Raw genomic sequence first — 20,737 nt, forward strand, 5'->3', positions numbered from 1 at the left:
ATTACTGAACGATCAGCACGGGGATATGCAGATCGCCATCGCGCACGGAAGGCGCCGCGCCCTTCGGCGTGGTGTTGATCTTGATGTACCCGAAGCTACCCACTGCGGCCGTCTTGGGCACGCGGATCGTCAGCGGCTGGTCGCCACTGCGCGAGCTGCCCTTGGAAGGCGACAGCGTGAGCCAGTCCGGCGCATCGGTGACCTGCCACTGCAGGCGGTACGGCGTGCTGGTGTCGCCGGCCTTCACGTCGATCCTGAACGTCTCTTCCGGCTTCAGGCGAATCGGATTGTCGGCGTCCAGCGTCACGGGCCTGGTGCCACCCGCGCCATCGGACACCACGGCCCCGAACATCGGAGGCGAGTACGTCTCGGAGATGGCATTGGCCGTGCGGTAGCCAAACAGGTCCACGCCGACCGAGCTGGGCACGAACAGGCCCGGGTCCACGAAGAACCCGAAGTTGCCGGAGAGCTCCGACACGTTCAGCGTCACGTCATCGGCCACGCTGGCGGACCCCGCCGGCACCTGGAAGACGACCCAGATGGGCGTGTCGACGTTGCGAATCGTCGTATCGGCGCCGCTGAACAGATCGCCACTGGAGAAGACGTGCCCGAGATCGGTCGCGTGATAGCGCGAGAAGGTGAGCACGTTGTCCTGATTGGAGGCAGCGATGCTGACGGACGGATACGAATACGACTGGGTGACATCGCTGCTTGCCGTGACGCCGCCCTTCTCGCCCGCGGTGGCGCTGACGCCGACCTTCCTGCTCGTGGTCGTATTGCGTGCCATCGTGACCGGCGCATAGTCGACGATCTCGCCTTTGATCGTCTTGCCCGCGCGGGTGACGTTCAATTGCAGCTTCAACGTCGAGTCGTTGTTGTAGTAACCGCAGGCAACCGTCGTGCAGGTCGCGGCCATGATCGGCGTGCTCGACCATTTGATCTTGGCGAGGTAGTAGTCCACCTGATTCACCGAGTTCAGACGATACAGGCTCATATTGGCCGTCACGTTGCCGGCAGCGGCCTGCCCGTGATACCAGTGCTTGATGCCGTTGACGGTGGTCGAGTACGTTTTCTGGCCCCGGCCGAGCAGGGTCCACGCATTCGCATCGGGCTCGACATTGCCGATCGCATCGAACATCGGCGCGGCGGAGGGCGACATCACGTGCTGCGCGACCTGCTGTCCCGGCGTGCGCAGCGGCGCGAGGCAGTTCTCGAGGCCCGCTTCCAACGCCGCGTCGTCACCCGAGATTTCGCAGGTGACCGGTGTGTAGTTGGCATCGGTCGACTTGGCCAGCACGAAGCGCGTGCGCGGTACCGACTCCGCTTCGGCGGGTGCCGAGGCCGGCAGCATGCTGATGATCAGATCGTCGCCCGTCGCCGGCGACTTCGCCTTGGTGGGGCTCAATTGCTGGAAGCCACCGTGCGCATCGCCGGCGGCCCACGGGTCGACGTCCTCGTCCGAGACGATCGCGTAACCGGCGATATAGCGCTTGGCCACATCGCATGCGTCGTAGCTTGCCGCGCTCACGGAATAGACCGGGTAACCGGTGACTTCCTGAATCTGGTCCATCCCCGTGCAGTTGGCCAGCTGATTGTTCGGCGTGGGCGCTGCCGCGGTGTTGCTGTTGTCGTCACCACCGCCGCAGCCGTTGAGTGTGGCAGCCATTGCCGCGAGCGCTGCAGCGCGTGCCGTCCTTCTCCAATAGGTCTCGAACATCGACTTCCCTTCTTCGTTGGTTTTCTATGCGAATACCTAACGGTCGTGACGTTTGGCACTTTAGTTAAAAGTGTGCTTTTTGAAAAATCTATACACAGTGCGTCGTGCCGTGCAAATTCTGGAACGGCAGTGCCTTGCTCAAGGCCCATATGCGCGCGCCGATAGACGACAGGAGACCTCTCTGGGAAAACCATTCATGCAGTCCGCACGTAACCGCTTCATGCTTGTCGCAGGCGTTGTCGCCCTCGCTTACTTGTTCGTTGGCGCGCTCTCTGCTGCAATGGCCGCGAGCGATACGCAAGCCATTGCCGTGTGGCTGGCATCGGGCGTGAGCTTCGGCGCCATGCTCGCGAGTTCGGCGAGCCATCGCACTGCCGTCGTAACCGGTACGGCGGTGGCAACCGTGCTCTGGGGTGCGATCGGGCATGCATTGCCGTGGAACGCGGCCATTGCATTCGGCCTGATCGAGGCGGGCAGTATCGTGCTGGGCGCATGGGTGGCATCGCGCGCGAACGTCGATCGGCCGCTACAGCAAGTGACGCTGCTCGTGCTTGGCGCATGCGTCACAGGTATCAGCGGTGCCACGCTCGCCAACGAACTCTGGCGATGGCAGTACCCCGAACAACTCGTGTCGTCGAACGAGTGGCGCGCGTGGGCGTTCTCCACGATTGTCGGCATTCTGCTCGTGGCACCGGTTATCGGCGCATTCAAGGGTTTCGCGATCAAGCGTTCGGGCGGCATGCCCATGAAACAGTTCGGCGCGGGTGCCGCGATGTTTGCGCTGTTCCTTGTCACGACGCTGATCGTGTTCAATCGCGGCGTGGATGCGCGGTTCGGCGAGATCGCGCCGACGCTCGCCTATCTGCCGATGCCGTTCCTGCTGCTGGCGTCGATGTTCTGGGGCCCGCGCGGCGGCTCGCTTGCCACGCTGGTGGGCGCGGTGCTGATCATCGGCCTCACGGCCCGAGGGGGCGGCCCGTTTGCGGTCAACGAGGCGTTCGCGGGCGAAGCGGTGATCGAGGTGCAGGCCTACGTTTGCGTGTGGGCGGTGCTGTTGCTCGCCGGCCGCGCCCTCAACGAGGCACGGCGCATGGCGTTGATCGATGCGCGCGAGTGGCAGTTGCGCTACGAGCGCACGCTGCTGGCCACGGGCGTGGCGAGCGTGGAGTTCGATCCCGTCACGGGTGCCGCGGTCTGGGGCGAGTCCGCAGAGGCCGTGCTGGGCAAGGATGCCGTGCAACTCCGCAATATTCGCGACTGGCTGGATCGGGTCGTCATGCGCGACCGGCCGCTTGCGCAGGCGGGATGGGATGCGGTGGCGAGTGGTCGGCACGACGGCAGCGCCGGCACCTGCGACATTCGCCTCGACGGGCGTGAACTGCATGTGCAGACGCGATTCGCATCGGTACATGGACCCGATGGTGCCGTCGAGCGCGTGGTCTGCCTGATCCGTGCGGAAGCGCATCATGCGTGAGCCGGGCGTATTTCTGATTCACGGCCTGGGCGGCACGCAGTTCGATCTCGGCTCGATGCACAAGCGGCTCAAGAACGCGGGCTTCGTCACGCACTCGCTGACGCTGCCGGGCCACGGCACGAAGCCTGAAGACCTGCTGAACGTCAGCGCGGAAGACTGGCTCGACGCCGTCCGCGAGAAATATCGCGAAGCTGCGGCCCAGCACGATGTGCTGCATGTGATGGGCATGTGCATGGGCGCGCTGCTGGCCGTGGAAACGGTCAAGCGCGAGCGGCATGCCAAGGGCAAGCTCGTGGCGCTGGCGCCACCGATCTATATCGATGGCTGGGCCACGCCGTGGTACAGCTCCGCCCGTTCGCTGCTCTATCGCGTGCCGGGCGTGGCCGCGCGCATGAAGGTCGTGGAGGACGAACCCTACGGCATCAAGAACGAACAGCTTCGCGGCATCATCAAGGCCAAGTTCAAGCGCGGCGAGAACTTCCATTACCGCTGGGTGCCATTGGCCTGTATTCGTGAAGTGGACCGCCTGCGCGCCATGGTCATGGCCGACCTCGATCAGATCGTGTGCCCGACGCTCGTGGTGCACGCGCGCGAAGACGAACTGACGAGCCTTCGCTCCGCGAGTTATCTCGTGGAACGCATCGGAGGCCGCGCCCGCGCGGGCCTTGCGCGTATGGTCGTGCTCGAGGACAGCTATCACATGATCTGCGTGGACAACGACCGCGAGATCGTCGCGCGCAACGTGGTGGAGTTCTTCGATGCCAACGCGGCGGCTTCGCTGGGCATGGGACTCGTGGATGCGGCCATGGCACCCGCCGATATCGAGCGCTTGCTCGATACGGTGCGGCAGTTGCTGGACGCCGGCGACTTCGCGGGCCTGTATGCCGCGGGCATTCCCGACTTTACGTGGCTGCAGCCGGGCGTCAATCGCACGTCGGGCGTCTATCGGGGAGTCAAGGGCCTGGCGAAGCTCAAGGGCTGGGCCATGGGGCAGACGCCCGTGCATTTCGGTGCATTCGGCAAGCCGAGCCTCAATGGCGGCGTTGTCGTGCTGCCTGCGTCGTTGATGAGCGGAAACGGGCTGGCGTCGCCCGGGGTGCTGGCGTTGTCGCTGCGCAGCGGCAAGCTGCTCGAGGCGCGATGGTTTCCGGACGATGTGGATCTGGAGGATCGATACTTTGGCGTTTGAACTGTAGCGTTTGAACCTCGGCGCTTGAACCTCGGCGTATCGACTTCCGTTTGCGATCCCGGGAGCCGGCTTCAGGAAACATCTCCATAAGCCGGCTCCCGGCCGATCAGTCGAACACGACCACTTCGCCGTTGCTCAGGCCCATGCTCAGGATGCCGTCGTTGGTCACGACCGCGGTCATGATGCCGTTGGCGCCGAAGCTCGCGATATCGAAGTCGGTCGCCACCCAGCGCGCATCCTTCGATTCGAACTGGTAGATCTGCGCCGACTCCGTGATGCCGAACACGGTCCTGAGGTCGGCACTCGCGATGACGCGCGTGATATCGGGCCGCGCGGCGGACAGGTTCGTCGTCGAACCATTGGCCAGGTCGTGGAGGAAGTACTCCGCGACATCGCCCCGCGTGGCGCCGATCAGCACCCTGGGATCCTTGCCGTTCATGCTGCCGAACACAACCGAAATATCTTCATCGCCGGCAATATTCACCGGCACCTCGCGCCATATGCCATCGCGATACGCCGCGACGCGGTTGTTGTTCATCGTGGCGACGATATAGAGGTCCTTGTTCGGCCCGAACCCATAACGCCTGTCCACCACGTCGGTCGCTCCAAGCGCGCCCGCGTTCAGGCCGGATGGCACCCATTTGCCACCGATCCGGCGATAAAAGTCGTTCCTGACGTCGTCGAAGACCACGACCTCGTTGGCGGTACCGCCGACGCTGAAACCGTCGCCGCCCGGCAGGATGCCGTGGGAGATATCGAGTCCTGCCGTGATATCGCGGGCCGCGCCCGTGGCGTCGAACTGGATCATGCCGTGGTCGGCGTTCAGCACGTAGAAGCTGCCGTCGTCGGCGATCATGCTCAGCGTAAGCTCGCTGGGGTCCGCGGTGCCCGCATCGACCTTCATCGTGCGCCACTTCCTTTCGTCCAGACGGTATTCGCAGATGGTGCCCGCATCGTTGAGCAGCGCGATGGCATTCGATCTGGCATCGAACGAGGTATCGATGACATCGGTGTTCGCGGTGTCCATGCAGGACGCGAGGTTCAGATCGGACCAGCCTGCGCCGTCGAAGAACAGAATGCGATCGCTCGTCGTGGCCGCCCATGCGGAACGGCCATCGGGCCGCACGACAAACGACAGCAGGTCCTCCACGGCACCGACGAGGCTGGAAGGCGGTGTCACGTCCACCCAGTTGCTGCCCGTCCAGAACGCAATGGCGCGATTGCCGCCGAGCAGAAATAGCTGCTTGCCGCTTTCCAGTCCCGCGTTGAGGGAAATGGCATCGATCGAATTTCTGGCTTCATGGGAAGCGTCGGCGACGACGAGCGGCGACGCGGTCTTGCCCCAATCGCCGGCGGACTTGCCGTCATCGCCGGAAGAACATGCCGTCACGACTGCCGCAGCCACGATAGTGAGATATTTTTTCATGATGGATGTGGGCGGTTCCGGTTACCTGGCGTTGTTCCAGTTGTATTGCCAGAACTCCTCGTCGAAGCGGCTGGCAAAACGCTGCGAATCGACGATGACGCCGTACTCCGCGTGAGACTGGTCATAGGTGTTGTGCGAGCCCACATACACGAGCCTGCCGTCCACCTGGCCGGTTGCCTTGTTCAGGCTATCCACCATCACGACCTTCGAATGGTTGGGGAAATGCGGGAAACTGGTGGCATCGGCCGTGGCCGCCGCCTTGTTCCAGTTCGTCCGGATCTCCAGCACCCTGGTGTCGTCGATCAGGCCGCGCTGGCATCCGCCGAACGTCACGAGATAACCCTTCAGCTCGCTGATGGACGCGTACGCGGGATAGGTCACCTCTCGTCCCAGCGGCGGACTGTACGGATACGCGCCTGGATGGCCCTTTTCTCCGGACGTCATGACCTGCACCTTGACCCCGCGCGCCATGGCGCCGCACAGCGCCATCAGGATCTTGCGCGGGAACGGCACCACATCGCGATAGCCGGGCGTGTTGGCATCTAGCGCGCTCAGCGCGTTGTTGTACAGCGATTGCTGGGAGATGCGCACGTACGAGTTCGCGCGCTGGATCATGCTGACCTGCGCCACGTCGGAGGCATCCTGCTGCCAGTCCGCAACATCGCCCAGGCGTCCGAGCGAGATGGCATAGTCCGCGGACGGGTCGTCCTGCTGGGTATGGTTGCTGACGAAATCGAAGGTTCTCGCGAGCTTGTCGGGACATCCGGTCTCATAGACGTTGCCGTTCTGAAAGCGCTGGAGGTCCCACGAGGGCCTGCCGCCACGCGTCCACAGCGCGGTCGCCGCCCACAGGACGCTCTTCTCGGCGTCCTTGGCCTGCTTGCAGACGAGGTCCCACTGATTGTCGAGGAACTTGCTGGCGGGCACGCCGAGACCCGCGCCGCGATAACCCAGCGACATATCGTTCACCGGGTTGACGTCGCTCACATAACCTCGGGACTTGAAGTCGCCGTCGAGAAAATTGACACCGCCGATGATCACGCTGTCGCCATCCACGGAGAGGATCTTCGCGTGGTTCCACGAGCGGCCGAGATAGCCCGAGCGATACATGCCCACGTACACCTTCATCGGCGACGAGGCTGGAATGCCTTGCGTGATGTACTTGAGCGTATCGGCCGCGGACTTCGGCGAGTTCTGGACGCGGAAGTTGAGCAACTCAGGTACCGAGCCGAACATCACGCGTACGGTAATCGGCTTGTTCTTCCTTGCCAGCGCTGTCAGCGCGGCGCGGATATTGTCCAGCATCACGCCGTCCTGCGAGTCGAGGCTCGCGATGTCGACGTAGCTCTCGGCGGACTGGATCAGCTGGTTGTACTGGCGGACAAAATTCATCCCCGGCTGGGTCAGCAGGAGCTTTTCATCCTGGCAGGGTTCCACCACCTTCGAACAATCGGCGACGGTGGGCTGTGCCGTTCTGAAAAACGGCACTTGATAGATCCCGATGGCATCCGTACTGGCAAGCTTGTTGACGCTCCACACGCTTCGCTTCGCGGAGAACTGGCTGCCTTGCAGATCGGAGATGATGCCTTGTCCCACCGTCGACGCTGACGCGTGGAACGCCGCATGTCCCAGCAGGACACCGGTGATCGTGACGACACCGGTCACGCAATTCATCTTCACGAGCGACTCCTTATAGACCTTTTGGTCTATCGGATATCGGCGTGCCTGCTAGATGCTGAAGTTAATACGTCGTGTCCTTGTCGAGCGGAAACACCGGCCTCGACACCTTGCGGAAAGGAAACTTCTCGTAGCGCGAACTGGTTACGCCTTCGCCGTCGCACTCGACGACCGCCTTGGCGATCGGCACGAAGACCGGCCGGCAGTACATGCGCGACTTCAGCAGCAGAAATCGCGCGGCATGCGGGTCGACACCGATATGGGTGAAGATGCCGAGGTCCCAGTGCTCCTGCGGTGTCTCCGTGACGATGATTTTCGCGGCACCCGTATCGAGCAGGACCGTCCTGCCCATCCGGATTTTCTGGCCCGTATAGGTGGGGCCCGAAATGACATACTCGCCGTCGCTGATGGCCGTGACGATCCCCGACACCGGTTTCGGTTGCGGGTACTGGTTGAGCTGCGGCATCGCGACCTTGTCGCCGACCTCGAGCGTGACGCGCGCGCCGACACCGGCCGCGATCAGCGCCGCCACGGCCTCCGGATCGCACACAGGGCCCACCGCAATACCATCGAGCCCCTGTGCCAGCGCTTCGTGGAGCACCGCCATGTTGTCGCACGTGCCGCCCGACATGCAATTGTCGCCGTGGTCGAGCAGCAGCACGGGGCGCTGCCTCGAGGAGGTGTCGTCGCTCGCCTGCGCGGCGTGGGCCGCCGCGGCGATGGACTCTGCCAACGGTGCGGAGGTGTAAACGAAATCGTTGCGGTCTTCCCAGATCTGTGCCGCAATCCGGTCCGCAACGGCCTCGGCCGCATCCGGATCGCCGTTGCCCACCACAATCACGCTCAGGCATGGCGCGGCAATGTCGGCCAGGCCGAAGCCCGCCAGCACCGACACCGCGAGCATGCCGTCGCGCTCAGCTTCCTTCGCGCTCGCCACGGCGCGGGCCATCGCGCCCTCATCGGTGCGGCTACGCAACGTATGCGTGACGAGCGGCGGCCGGCGCCACGCCATGACGGGACGAACCCTTCCGGCCATCATATCGAACAGCAGGCGGCCCGCATGCGCGCCGGTCTCGTACATATCGACGTGCGGATATGTCTTGAAACTGACGGCGATATCGGCGTGGTCGATCAGCGTTTGCGTGATATTGCCGTGGAGATCGAGCGCGACCGCGATCGGCGCATCGGGCAGCACCTTGCGCAGGCGTTCGAGCAGCTCGCCCTCGCCGTCATCGCTGTTCTCGGCGACCATCGCGCCGTGCAGATCGAGCAGTACCGCATCGCAGCCGGCCGCTGCGCCGACGATCGTGTCCGTGAGATGCGTGTACGCGGCCGCGGCCACGCGCCCGCTGGGATTGGCGCCCGCGATGACGGGCACCACGATCTCCGCGCCCGCGGCCTCCGCGAGGTCGATAAACGCGCCCGCGGCGGTGCGCGATCCCTTCGCGGCCCGGTAGCCCTCGGCGCCGTACTGCGGGTCGAACGAGGCCAGTGGCGTGGCCACGGGCGAGAACGTATTGGTTTCGTGGTTGAGCCTGGCAATCAGAATCTTCATGAGCCCCTCGGCTTATCGAATGGTGGGGTGCGCGATATCGAGCATCGCATGCAGCAGCACATTGGCGCCCGCTTCCAGATGCTCGGGGCTGGCGTCCTCGATCTCGTTATGGCTGATGCCATCCTTGCAGGGCACGAAGATCATCGCGGTGGGCGCCACGCGCGCAAGATAGACCGCGTCGTGCCCCGCGCCGCTGATCACATCCATCTCGGAAAGACCAAGGCGCGTGGCGCCCTGGCGTACGGCATCGACGAGCGCGTCGTCGAACGGCTGCGGCGGAAAATAGACGACTTGCCGCACATCGATCTCCACGCCGTGGCGCTCGGCGAGTGCCTGCGCACGCGCGAGCAACGCATCGTGCATGGCCGAGAGCTGCGTATCGTCGGCCGCGCGCAGATCCGCCGTCATGGCGACCCGCCCGGGAATCACGTTGCGGGAATCGGGATGCACGGACAGGCAGCCAACCGTGCCGCGCCCGTGTGGCGCATGCTCGAGCGCGATGCGATTGACGATCGCCACGAGCTCGGACGCGGCAAGCAGCGCATCGCGGCGCAGCGCCATCGGCGTCGGTCCCGCATGGGCCTCCATGCCCGTGACCGTGACGTCGTACCAGCGCTGCCCCAGCGCGCCGGTGACGACGCCGATCGTCGTCTCGTGCGCTTCCAGCACCGGCCCCTGCTCGATATGGGCTTCGAAGTACGCGCGAGGCTTGCACTCGCCCAGCGGGGCCGAGCCGGCGTAGCCGATGGCAGCGAGCGCCTCGCCGACGGAAACGCCATCGCGGTCGGTCTGGGCGAGCAGGCCCTCCAGTGCGAACTCGCCGATATAGGCGCCCGATCCCATCATGACGGGCACGAAGCGCGAGCCCTCTTCGTTCGTCCAGACGGCCACCTCGATCGGCGCCTCGGTGACGATGCCATGGTCATCGAGCGTCCTGAGGACCTCGATACCGGCAAACACCCCGTAGTTGCCGTCGAACTTGCCGCCGGTCGGCTGCGTATCGATATGGCTGCCCGTCATGACGGGCGGCAGGGTGTCGTCGCGCCCCGCACGGCGCGCGAAGATATTGCCGATGGCATCGATGCGGATCGTGCAGCCGGCCGCCCTGGCCTCCCGCACGAAGAAATCGCGGCCCTGCCGGTCGAGGTCCGTCAGCGCGAGGCGGCAGACGCCGCCTTTCGGCGTTGCACCGATGTCGGCAAGACGCATCAGCGTGTTCCAGAGCCGCTCGCCATCGATGCGCAATTCACGTGGTGTGTTTTCCATGCTGCCTCCAGTGCAATGGCGGTTCAGACGGCGAGGCCGACACCGAGATACCGGTCCTTGATCGCGTCGTCCTGCCGGAACGCCTCGTTGGTGCCGGTGTAGACCACCTTGCCCTGCTCGATCACCACATGGCGGTCGGCAAGCTGCATGCAGACCTCGAGGTTTTGCTCGACCAGAAGAATCGGCACGCCGGCGGCCTTGATCACCTTGAGCTGCGCGACGATCTCCTCGACGATGACGGGCGCGAGCCCTTCCACGGGTTCGTCGAGCATCAGCAGGCGCGGATGGTTCATCAGCGCGCGTCCGATCGCGAGCATCTGCTGCTCCCCGCCCGAGAGCTGCGCGCCGCCATTGCCGCGCCGCTCGCGCAGCCGCGGGAAAATCCGGTAGACGTCGTCGAGTTGCCACGGCGAAGCCTTCCTTGCCGCGAGCTTGAGGTTCTCCTCGACCGTCAGCAGCTTGAAGATACCCCGGTGCTCGGGCACGAAACACAGGCCTTCCGAGGCAATACGGAACGCCGGCTTGCCCGTGACGTCCTGCCCACGGAACAGTACGCGGCCGCCGCGCGGTTCGACGATTCCGGCAATCGCCTTCAGCGTCGTCGACTTCCCCGCGCCGTTGCGGCCCAGCAGCGTGACCAGCTCCCCGTCGCCGACGCTCAGCGACACACCCTGCAGCACGTGGCTCTTCCCGTAGTAGCCGTGAATATCCTGTACGTCGAGCATCATGCCTTGCCTCCGGTGATCATATTGCCCAGATAGGCGGCGCGGACGCGCGGATCGCCACGCACGTCCGCGGGCGCGCCCTCCATCAGGACCTTGCCCTGCTGCATCACGGTGATGGTGTCGGAGATATCCATCACGATATCCATGTTGTGTTCGATCAGCACGACCGTGTGGTCCTCCACCAGGCCGCGAATCAGCCGTTTCATCGCACCGAGGTCGTCCACGCCCATGCCCGAGGTCGGCTCGTCGAGGAACACCGCGCGCGGGCGCGCCGCCAACGCCATGCCGACCTCGAGCCGGCGCTGCTGGCCGTGCGACAGTGCGCCGGCCGCCGAGGACGCCACGTGCGCAAGTTCCAGCCGCGCCAGGATCTGATCGACGATGCCCGCGCAGGCCAGGTCGCCGGTCGGCAAGCGCCAGCCGCTCATGGCCTTGCGGGGCGAGGTGCCGAGCGCCGCCAGCCGAAGATTCTCGCGCACGGACAGGTTGGGAAACAGGCTCGTGACCTGGAACGAGCGCGCGATACCGCGCTGGACCCGCTGGTAGTCGGTTTCCGTCGTGACATCCTTCCCTTCGAACACGATGCGCCCCGCGGTGACCGTGCGCGTTCCCGTCAGCATATGGAACAGCGTGGTCTTGCCCGCGCCGTTGGGCCCGATCACGGAATGGATCGTGCCCGGCATCACGCGAAGGTCCACGCCGCCGAGCGCCATGAACTTGCCGTACTGCTTGACGATACCCGTCGCTTCGAGAATGGGCGTGGTCATGCGCGCTCCTCGTGAGTGGCCGCGGTGTCTTTCAGGCCGCGCAGGCGCGCCGCAACGGTCGAGCACAGGCCCCATAGCCCGCGCTGCATGAACAGGCTCACGGCGATGAGCAGGAAGCCCAGCAGCATCAGCCACCGTGGCCAGAGCGTGGAGAGCCAGTCGGCCAGCAGCACGTAGAATGCGGCGCCCAGCACGGACGCGAAGATATTGCCGGTGCCGCCGATCACCGTCATGACCAGGATCATCTCGCTGGCGTGATAGTCGATGTTCGCCAGCGGCGCGATGCCCGTGAGCATGGCGTGCAAGGCGCCGGCCAGCCCCGTGACGGCGCCCGAGATGACGAACGCCAGCAGCTTGAACGCGCGCACGTTGTAGCCGACGGCCAGCGCCCGTTCCTCGTTGTCGCGGATGGCCAGCAGCGTGCGGCCGAGCACGGATTCCGTGACGCGCAGGACCAGCGCGAAGACGATCAGGAACAGCACCGCCACAAAGGCGTAGAAGCCCCACGACGAGGTGATGTCGATCAGCGTGTGCCCGCCGATCGCGATGGGCGGCCGGGGAATGTCGAGCAACCCGTTGTCGCCGCCGGTAATGCCGGGCGTCGTGTACGCGATGAAGTAGAACATCTGCGCGAACGCCAGCGTCAGCATCACGAAATAGGTGCCGCGCTGGCGAATGGAGAACCATCCCACCAGCGCCGCGGCCAGCGCGCCGATGACGGCGGCACCGAGCAGCGCCAGCGGCATCGGCATGCCCTGCCATCGCGTCAGCGCGATACCGGCCGCATAGCTGCCCAGACCGAAGAAGATGCCCTGCCCGAACGACAGCAGGCCCGTGTATCCCAGCAGAAGGTTGCACGCCATGGCGGCCATGGCATAGATCAGCACCTCCGTGGCGAGCGTGCCCGACCGGATCGTGAGCGGAAGGAGTAACGCGATACCGAGCGCGAGCCACCAGAAGCGGTAGCGGACGAGCCATTGTTTGCCTGATGCCATCATCCCCTCCCCAGCAGACCGTGCGGACGCAGCAGCAGTACCGCGGCCATCGCCACATAGATCATCAGCCGCGCGCCCTCGGGCCAGAGCGTGCTCATCAGGCTCTGCACGATGCCGACGAGCAGCCCGCCCACCAATGCGCCCGTGAAGCTCCCCATGCCGCCGACGACGACCACGATAAACGCCACACCGAGCGCTTCCACGCCCATGAACGGCTCGGCCCCGCGAATGGGCGCGGCCAGGACGCCGGCAATCGCCGCGGTCCCCGCGCCCAGCGCGAACATCAGGCTGAACAGGCGAAACACGTTGATGCCGAGCAGCGAGACCATTTCCGTCGATTCGCTGCCGGCACGCACGGCGCTGCCGATGCGCGTGCCCTCGAGCAGCCACCAGAGCGCTACCGCGAGGAGTGCCGTGAAACCGATGACGAACAGCCGGTATTTCGGATAGATGAAGTCGCCCCACATGACGACGCCCTGCAGGATGTCGGGCGGTGGCACGTCAACGCCCAGCGGCCCCCACCCCACGATGATCAGCTCCTGGATCGCGAGCGCGAGGCCCACGGTAATGAGGATATGGAACTCGTGCGGCTGCGCGTAGACGTGGCGCAGCATGAATTTCTCGGTGAGCCATGCCAGCGCGCCGATGATCACGGGCGCCAGCACCAGCGCGGCCCAGAAATTCAGCCCGAACTGCAGGGCCTGGAAGCACAGGTATGCGCCCAGCGCGTAGAAGGCGCCATGCGCGAAGTTGACGAAACGCAAGAGGCCGAAGACGATCGACAGGCCTACCGCCAGCAGGAAGTAGAGCATGCCGATCCCGACGCCATTGATCACCTGTAGCAGATAGACGTTCATAGGCCGTACGGATGAGTGAAGCCGCCGGAACGCGGTGGCGCGCTCCGGTGCATCGGATTTGACGGGGAAGATCCGCGGCCGGGATTACCGCGGCTTCGCGCGGCTTATGCCATCTTGCACTGCGTCTGGTCGAGGGGCAGAAAGGCCTTGCCCACACTCACGACTTCGGCGTAGTCGTCCTTGTCCTTCATGGCGGACCTGGCCTTGCCTTTCAGCAGGTAGTAGTTCTTGAGCACCTGGTGATCGCCCGCGCGGATTTCCTCGGGGCCGGTCAGCCCTTCGTACTTCAGCCCTTCCAGTGCGGCGATGACGGCCTTGGGATCGGCGGTGCCCGCCTTGATCATGCCGTCGACCAGAATCTTCGTACAGATATACGAACCCGCCAGGCTGTAGTTCGGGTTCGCCTTGAACGCGTCCCGCGAACGCTTGACGAGGTCGCGGTTCAGCGGCGTATCCACGCCATGCCAGTACTGCGCGCCGAAGTAGATGCCTTCGCAGAGGTCCGCGCCCAGCGACTCGAACTGCTCGAGGCCCGAGGCCCACGCGACGAGGATCGTGGTGTTCTTCTTCATGCCGAAGCTCACGGCCTGCCGAAGGGTGTCCGAGGATTGCGAGCCGAAATTGAGGATCAGCAGCACGTCCGGCTTGGCGGCCAGCGCATTGGTGAGGTAGCCGCTGAACTCCTTCTCGGTCAGCGCGTGGTAGCTGTTGCCCACGTGCTCGATGCCCTTCTCCTTGAAGATGTTCTTGGCCGCGGAGAGCAGCCCGTCGCCGAATACGTACTGCGGGGTGATCGTGTACCAGCGCTTTGCCTTCGGCATCGCTTCGATCAGCGGGCGCACCGTGCGCTCGATTGCGCCGTAAGTCGGCACGGACCAGCGGAACGTCGCGCGGTTGCAGTCCTTGCCCGTGATCTCGTCGGCGCCGGCGGTCGTCACGAAGACGCCCCCGAGCTTCTCCGCTTCCTTCCCCATGGCCAGCGATTCCGAGGAGAGGATGCCGCCCGCGAAATAGCGTGCCGCCTTCTGCTGCGCGAGCTCCTGCACCTTTCTGACCGCCGTGGCCGGCTTGCCTTCGGTATCGAGCACGCTGTACTGCAACGGCCGGCCGAGCACCTTTCCGTACTGCTCGACCGCAAGCTTCATCCCGAGATCCGCGAACTTGCCATTCGCGGCGAATGGGCCGGACATCGGTACCGGACAACCTAGCTCGATGGTCTCGCCCGCGGCAAGGGCGGTGCGCGAATGCGTCACCATGCCCGGAACTGCCGACAGCGCGGCCAACTTAAGCAAATCACGACGATTCACGGCTCACTCCTCGATAAGATGGGGGATCGCGGGGTTTATCCTATTTATCATGATAAATAGAATAGAATCATCTTATGAGCGGCGGAAACGGCTTGTCAATCCGCCCGCTCTCAGGGTTTACGCAGGTACTTACCAAGGATTGGGCAATGTCGACGATGTTTCGCGAGGCCAGGGAAGGCGCGTTAGGCATCCGCAAGCAAAAGCGCGCGGATCTGGTTGCCGAGGAATTGAAGCGCCTGATTACACAGCGCAATCTCCGGCCGGGCGACAGGCTGCCGCCCGAGATCAAGCTCCAGCAGATGTTTGCCGTGAGCAAGAGCACGATCCGGGAAGCGCTGAAATCGCTCGAAGTGCAGGGCCTGATCAGTGTGTCGACCGGTCCGGCCGGCGGTGGCACGATCGTCGAAGTGCCGCTGGACCGCACGTTCCAGCTCATGCAGAACTACCTGTTCTTCAAGGATGTGGGCATTGCCGACGTCTATACGATTCGCCGGTTGCTGGAGCCGGAGCTCGCCGCGGGCGCCATCGCCCATCTGACGGAGGACGATTTCGCGGCGCTCGAGCGCACGATCGATCTTTGCGATCCGGCCTCGAAGGCTGCCGCCGACGCACAGATGCTGGACCAGCGGCAGGAAGACCTGACATTCCACGACATTCTCGCCGCGGCCAATCCGAACCCCATGCTGCGGTTCTGCTGCGAACTGATCAACGAGATGCTTCGCCAGCTCGTCGTCTTCGGCAATGAGACGCCGGCCTGCGAGCACGAGCGCTTTGGCGCGGCGAACGTTTCATTCCATCGCCGCATCCTCGAAGCGGCGCGCGCGCGGGATGCCGACCAGGTGCGGACGCTGATGTCCGCGCATATGGAGGAATGCACGCATTTCGTGACGCGGATGAACGGCCGGGTGCATGGCCGCCTCGTGCTCGACTCGGAAATGACCCGGCGTACCTGGCTCAAGCCCAAGGACGCCGGCGACAAGCCTTAGGGTCAGACCGGCAGGCCCTTGGCCCGCAGCACCGCATCGAACCGCTCGGGATCGGCGGTACCGGTGCGATTGGTCTCGCGGATGCGGGCTTCGCGTTCCAGGTGCGCCTGCGTGCGGCGCAGCACGTCTTCGGCCTCGGCGGCGGGCACCGCGATGACGCCGTCGGCATCGCCGACGATCAGGTCGCCCGGCAGCACCGCCATGCCGGCGCACGAAATCGGGATATTGATCTCGCCGGGACCGTCCTTGCTCGGGCCGCGGTGCGTATGGCCGCGCGCGAAAATCGGCATCCCCTCCTCGGCCCATTCGAGGAGGTCGCGCACGGCACCGTCGATAACCAGTCCGCCGAGCTGCTTCGCGATGCAGGTGGTACGCATGAGGCCGCCCACCAGTGCCTGCGTGACATCGGCCCCGCCGTCGATCACGAGCACGTCGCCGGGCTGGACCATCATCAGCGCCTTGTGGATCATCAGGTTGTCACCGGGACGCACGCGCACGGTCACCGCCGGGCCGCACAGCACGGTGTCGAGACGCGCGTGATACTGGCGCAGTCCGTAGGTGCCGACGTTGCGGCTCATCGCGTCGCCGATGGCCGCGACGGGCATCGTCCGGAATGCGGCGACGATCTCGGCGGCCGGGCCGTCGGCACGCGGGTTGATGCGGTAGCCCGCGGGCCATTGCGGGGAGGGAGCGGACGGGTTCGTCATGGTTCGCCTTTATGGAATCGAATGTACTGGGAGGTCGCTCAGGGTAGCGCAGATCAGCGCAGCATCTCGCACGCCACGCGCAGTCGAGCAAGACCGGCCTCGAGCTTTTCCATCGAGGTCGCGAACGAGATGCGGAAGAACGGCGACACGCCATAGGCGCCGCCCTGCAGCACCGCGAGGTTCTGCGCCTCCAGCAGATACAGCACGAAGTCTTCGTCGGTTTCGATCCGTTGTCCCGTGTGCGTGACGGTGCCGATGACCTCGGCGCACGACGGGAACACATAGAACGCGCCCTCCGGCGAATGGCAGCGAATACCCGGAATGCGGTTGAGCGCGCCCACCACGGCGTCGCGGCGCGTCTGGAAGATGCGCGTGCGCTCGGCGATGAAATCCTGCGGGCCGCTGAGCGCTTCCAGCGCGGCGGCCTGGCTGATCGAGGACGGGTTGGACGTGCTCTGCGACTGCAGCTTGACCATCGCCTTGACCAGCGGGGCCGGCGCGCCGCCGTAGCCGATGCGCCACCCCGTCATCGCATACGCCTTGGACACCCCATTGATGGTCAGCGTGCGTTCCTTGAGCGCGGGTTCCACCTGCGCGATCGTGGCGAACTTGCGGCCGTCGTAGAGGATGTGCTCGTAGATGTCGTCGGTCATCACCCATACGTGCGGATGCCGCATCAGCACCTCCGCCAGCGCCTTCAGTTCGGCGTGCGAATAGGCGGCGCCGCTCGGATTGTTCGGCGCATTGAGCACGAGCCAGCGCGTGCGCGGCGTGATCGCGCGTTCGAGGTCTTCCGGCGCGAGCTTGAAGCCGTTCGCGGGCAGGCAGTCGACGAACACGGGCGTGCCTTCGGCCAGCAGCACGATATCGGGATACGAGACCCAGTACGGCGTGGGCACGATGACTTCGTCGCCCGCCTCCACCGTGCACATGAACGCGTTGAAGATGATCTGCTTGCCGCCGGTGCCGACGATCAGTTCGTTGGGCGCGTAGTCGATCTGGTTGTCGCGGCGGAACTTCTCCGCGATGGCCGCGCGCAGTTCGGGCGTACCGCCGACGTCGGTGTACTTGGTCTGCGAGCGGGACATCGCCCGTGCCGCCGCTTCGCAGATATGCGCGGGCGTGTCGAAGTCGGGCTCGCCCGAGGTCAGGCCGATGATGTCGCGGCCGGCGGCGCGCAGTTCGCGCGCGCGCTGTCCAGCCATGGAGCTCGGCGACGGTTTGATGCGGTTCAGGCGTGCAGCAATGAGGCTCATGATGGTGGTCTGAGGGGGAATTGTCAGGTGGGAGCGACAAACTTGCGGTGGCGGCGCAGATAAGGCACGAGGCCGCCGGCTTCACGGATGGTCAGCACGATGTCCGGCACGGGCTCGCAGGAAATCGCGCGGCCGCCGTCGCTGCCGACGCGCAGCTCGGCGCGCGAACCCTGCAGGTGCAGCGCGACGGCCTCGCCCTCGCGGACGCTTCCGGTATCCGCGGTGATCAGCAGCAGGCCGTTGTTGACCGCATTGCGCCAGTAGGTGCGCGCGAAACTCCGGGCCACCACCACGCGAATGCCGGCGGCCAGCACCACGGTGACGGCCACTTCCATTGCCGAACCGCAGCCGAAGTTGTGGCCCGCCACGAGGATGTCGCCGTCCCGCACGGAACCGGCGAATCCGGAGTCCAGATCCTCGAGCAGGTAGTTGCGCAACACGCTGGGATCGAGGCTGTCCTTCTTGCGGCTCGACGAAATGATGTAGTCGGTGTTGATATCGTCGCCGAGCAGGCGCGCGCGCCCGGGAATAATAGTCACGTCATGCATGGCCGGCCTCGCGCGGATCGGTCAGACGGCCGGTCACGGCGGCCGTGGCGCATGCGCGCGGGGAGGCAAGGAAGATCTGCGCCTGGCGATTGCCCATGCGCCCCTTGAAATTGCGATTGGCGGTGGACAGCACGCGTTCGCCGTCGGCCGGGACGCTGCCACAGGTCCCGCAGCACGAGCCGCAGCCCGGCGGCTGCAGTTCGGCGCCGAGCGCTTCGAATTCGGCGAGCATGCCGGTTTCCTCGAGTTCGCTCTGGATGGCCGCGGATGCCGGCGTCACGATCAGCCGGACACCGGTGGCCACGCCGCCGCCGCGCCGCAGCACGTCGAGCGCTTCGCGATAGTCCTTGGTCCGGCCGCCTGTGCAGGTACCGAGGTACACCATATCGATCTTCGTATCGCCGGCGGCATCGATATCGACGACGTTGTCCACGCGATGCGGCAATGCCACCTGCGGGGCGATCGCATCGAGATCGAACGTCATCGACTGCGCGTAAACCGCATCGGCGTCGGCTTCCGCGGGCTCGAACGGTGCGTCGGTGCGCGCGGCCAGCCATGCGCCCGTGCAGAGATCGTACGGGAACAGGCCTGCCTTGGCGCCCATCTCCACCGACATGTTGGCCAGCACGATGCGATCGTCCATGTCCAGCGTGGCGACGCCCGGCCCCTGGAACTCCAGCGCGAGATAGTTGGCGCCGCCCGCGCCAAGCCGGCGCGCCATCGTCAGCGCGAGATCCTTGGCCGATGCGTATGCGGGCAGTTTGCCCGTCAGCACCACGCGGATCGAGCCCGGCACCTTGAGCCAGATCTGGCCACATTGCAGAATGCCCGCGAAATCGGACGAGCCGATGCCCGAGCCAAAGGCGTTGAGCGCACCGTACGAGACCGCATGCGAGTCGGCGCCTACCGCGAGCTGGCCCGGCAACACGCGGCCCCGCTCGAGCATCAGCTGGTGGCCGATGCCCTCTCCGACCTCGTACACGCAGACGCCGTGCGCTTGTGCGTAGTCGCGGGCGCGAGCCTGCAGGGCCAGCGCCCGTTCGCCGGATACCGCGCCGTAATGATCGAGCGCGAACACGAGCCGTTCGGCCCGTGCCGGCGCCGGCAGCGAGCCGTCCTCCTGCATATCGCGGAAATAGTCGAGCGCCATCGGGATGGAGCCGTCCGTGCCCATCGCCGCGTCGGGTTCGCAGATCGCGAGATCGCCGGCGTAGAGTTTCGTGCTGGCTTTCGTGCCGGCGGTCGTTCCGGCTGCGCGCGAGAGCAGCTTCTCGGCAAGCGTCTGGCCGCGCATCAGTTCAGCTTGATGTCGGCCGTCTTGATGACCGTGCCCCATTTGGTGTGCTCGGTCTCGATCAGCTTCGCGAAGTCCTCGGGCGGGCCGCCAACGGGTTCCACACCGAGTTGCACGAGCTTGTTCCTGACGTCGTCGGACTTGAGGATCTGATCGATCGCGCGATTGAGCTTCATGACAATCGGACGCGGCGTGCCCGCGGGCGCCACGACGCCGCTCCACGACAGCGACTCGTAGCCCTTGATGCCCGCCTCATCGAGCGTCGGCACGTTCGGCAGGCCCGGAATGCGCTGGCGGCTGGTCACGGCCAGCGCGCGCAGCTTGCCCTGCTGGACGAAGCCGATGGACGACGGCGCGTTGTCGAACAGCATCGACACATTGCCGCCCAGCAGATCGGTCAGCGCGGCGGAGCTGCCTTTGTACGGTACGTGCAGCAGGTTCAGGCCGGCCATCGACTTGAACAGCTCGCCGGACAGGTGGGTCGAGCTGCCGGGGCCCGACGACGCGAAGCTCAGCGTGCCGGGCTTGCTCTTCGCAAGGGCGACCAGCGACGAGACATCCTTGACCGGCAGGCTCGGCGAGACCACGAGGATATTGGCGTTTTCCGTGGCATAGGCCACGGGCACGAAGTCCTTCTGCGCGTTGTAGTTAAGCTTGCCGTACAGATGGTCGTTGATCGACAGGATGCCCGTGGCGCCCATCAGCAGCGTGTAGCCGTCGGCCGGTGCCTTCGCCACGAGTTCGGCGCCGATATTGCCGCTGGCGCCGGCGCGGTTGTCCACCACGAACGGTTGCTTGAACTGGGCCTGCAGCTTCTCTGCCAGGATGCGCGCCACCACGTCGGTGGAGCCGCCCGCCGCGAACGGCACGACGATGCGGACGGCCTTGTCGGGATAGGTATCCTCGGGGCCCGCCATCGCGGCCATCGGCAGCGTGGCAAGCGGGGCGGCGACAAGGACGGCGGCGGCAACACCGGTAAGCGTCTTCATGG

Annotated in this window: 18 protein-coding genes; 3 read left to right on the forward strand and 15 right to left on the reverse strand. The window is 65.2% G+C overall.

From position 1 onward, the window contains the following. Nucleotide 1: 1 nt before the first annotated feature. Nucleotides 2-1,666, reverse strand: coding sequence for a hypothetical protein (locus AAHB16_RS03960; RefSeq protein ID WP_342050156.1), 1,665 nt, complete (start codon nt 1,664-1,666; stop codon nt 2-4). A 247-nt stretch (nt 1,667-1,913) separates the two neighbouring features. Between AAHB16_RS03960 and AAHB16_RS03965 the strand changes: the two genes are divergently transcribed. Beyond that, nucleotides 1,914-3,191, forward strand: coding sequence for an MASE1 domain-containing protein (locus AAHB16_RS03965; protein ID WP_342050157.1), 1,278 nt, complete (start codon nt 1,914-1,916; stop codon nt 3,189-3,191). Then, nucleotides 3,184-4,380: an alpha/beta hydrolase gene (locus tag AAHB16_RS03970; protein ID WP_342050158.1), complete on the forward strand. Its 1,197-nt coding sequence runs from the start codon at nt 3,184-3,186 to the stop codon at nt 4,378-4,380. Before AAHB16_RS03965 ends, AAHB16_RS03970 begins: the two co-directional genes overlap by 8 nt. 106 nt (nt 4,381-4,486) lie before the next feature. On the opposite strand, the gene AAHB16_RS03975 is transcribed toward AAHB16_RS03970, so the two are convergent. From AAHB16_RS03975 to AAHB16_RS04015, 9 genes are all read right to left on the reverse strand, one after another. Beyond that, nucleotides 4,487-5,806 (reverse strand): hypothetical protein, encoded by a 1,320-nt coding sequence (locus AAHB16_RS03975; protein ID WP_342050159.1) that lies wholly within the window; start codon nt 5,804-5,806, stop codon nt 4,487-4,489. 21 nt (nt 5,807-5,827) lie between these two features. Then, nucleotides 5,828-7,480, reverse strand: a complete 1,653-nt coding sequence (locus tag AAHB16_RS03980; protein ID WP_342050264.1) for a phospholipase D-like domain-containing protein — start codon at nt 7,478-7,480, stop codon at nt 5,828-5,830. A gap of 67 nt (nt 7,481-7,547) precedes the next feature. Continuing rightward, nucleotides 7,548-9,038 carry a M81 family metallopeptidase gene (locus AAHB16_RS03985; RefSeq protein ID WP_342050160.1) on the reverse strand — a complete coding sequence of 497 codons (1,491 nt, stop codon included), beginning with the start codon at nt 9,036-9,038 and terminating at the stop codon, nt 7,548-7,550. A 12-nt stretch (nt 9,039-9,050) separates the two neighbouring features. Further along, nucleotides 9,051-10,304 carry a Zn-dependent hydrolase gene (locus AAHB16_RS03990; RefSeq protein WP_342050161.1) on the reverse strand — a complete coding sequence of 418 codons (1,254 nt, stop codon included), beginning with the start codon at nt 10,302-10,304 and terminating at the stop codon, nt 9,051-9,053. A gap of 23 nt (nt 10,305-10,327) precedes the next feature. Then, nucleotides 10,328-11,032 (reverse strand): ABC transporter ATP-binding protein, encoded by a 705-nt coding sequence (locus AAHB16_RS03995; RefSeq protein WP_150374491.1) that lies wholly within the window; start codon nt 11,030-11,032, stop codon nt 10,328-10,330. Further along, entirely contained in the window at nt 11,029-11,796 is a 768-nt protein-coding gene (locus AAHB16_RS04000) for an ABC transporter ATP-binding protein (RefSeq protein ID WP_342050162.1), read from the reverse strand. Before AAHB16_RS04000 ends, AAHB16_RS03995 begins: the two co-directional genes overlap by 4 nt. Continuing rightward, nucleotides 11,793-12,791 (reverse strand): branched-chain amino acid ABC transporter permease, encoded by a 999-nt coding sequence (locus AAHB16_RS04005; protein ID WP_150374493.1) that lies wholly within the window; start codon nt 12,789-12,791, stop codon nt 11,793-11,795. The genes AAHB16_RS04000 and AAHB16_RS04005 overlap by 4 nt, the downstream gene beginning before the upstream one ends. Then, nucleotides 12,791-13,648 carry a branched-chain amino acid ABC transporter permease gene (locus AAHB16_RS04010; protein WP_150374494.1) on the reverse strand — a complete coding sequence of 286 codons (858 nt, stop codon included), beginning with the start codon at nt 13,646-13,648 and terminating at the stop codon, nt 12,791-12,793. The genes AAHB16_RS04005 and AAHB16_RS04010 overlap by 1 nt, the downstream gene beginning before the upstream one ends. Before the next feature lie 104 nt (nt 13,649-13,752). Next, entirely contained in the window at nt 13,753-14,955 is a 1,203-nt protein-coding gene (locus tag AAHB16_RS04015) for an ABC transporter substrate-binding protein (protein ID WP_342050163.1), read from the reverse strand. Nucleotides 14,956-15,101: 146 nt separating this feature from the next. Between AAHB16_RS04015 and AAHB16_RS04020 the strand changes: the two genes are divergently transcribed. Further along, entirely contained in the window at nt 15,102-15,941 is an 840-nt protein-coding gene (locus AAHB16_RS04020; protein WP_342050164.1) for a FadR/GntR family transcriptional regulator, read from the forward strand. Nucleotides 15,942-15,943: 2 nt separating this feature from the next. Here the strand turns inward: AAHB16_RS04020 and AAHB16_RS04025 are convergent, their stop codons facing one another. The 5 genes from AAHB16_RS04025 to AAHB16_RS04045 are packed head-to-tail and all read right to left on the reverse strand — an operon-like array spanning nt 15,944 to nt 20,735. Next, a complete protein-coding gene (locus AAHB16_RS04025; protein ID WP_342050165.1) occupies nt 15,944-16,648 on the reverse strand; it encodes an RraA family protein in 705 nt (234 codons plus the stop codon). 53 nt (nt 16,649-16,701) lie between these two features. After that, complete coding sequence (locus AAHB16_RS04030) at nt 16,702-17,904, reverse strand: pyridoxal phosphate-dependent aminotransferase (protein ID WP_150374498.1); 1,203 nt, start codon at nt 17,902-17,904, stop codon at nt 16,702-16,704. A 23-nt stretch (nt 17,905-17,927) separates the two neighbouring features. Continuing rightward, entirely contained in the window at nt 17,928-18,452 is a 525-nt protein-coding gene (locus AAHB16_RS04035; protein ID WP_342050166.1) for a LeuD/DmdB family oxidoreductase small subunit, read from the reverse strand. Then, nucleotides 18,445-19,746: a 3-isopropylmalate dehydratase large subunit gene (locus AAHB16_RS04040; RefSeq protein ID WP_342050167.1), complete on the reverse strand. Its 1,302-nt coding sequence runs from the start codon at nt 19,744-19,746 to the stop codon at nt 18,445-18,447. The genes AAHB16_RS04035 and AAHB16_RS04040 overlap by 8 nt, the downstream gene beginning before the upstream one ends. Next, on the reverse strand, nt 19,746-20,735 hold the full coding sequence (locus tag AAHB16_RS04045; protein WP_223851714.1) for a Bug family tripartite tricarboxylate transporter substrate binding protein: 990 nt from the start codon (nt 20,733-20,735) through the stop codon (nt 19,746-19,748). The genes AAHB16_RS04040 and AAHB16_RS04045 overlap by 1 nt, the downstream gene beginning before the upstream one ends. Nucleotides 20,736-20,737: the final 2 nt, after the last annotated feature.

The organism is Cupriavidus sp. OTU4054, from assembly GCF_038440175.1.
In the GTDB taxonomy this organism is placed as follows: Bacteria; Pseudomonadota; Gammaproteobacteria; order Burkholderiales; family Burkholderiaceae; genus Cupriavidus; species Cupriavidus pauculus_D.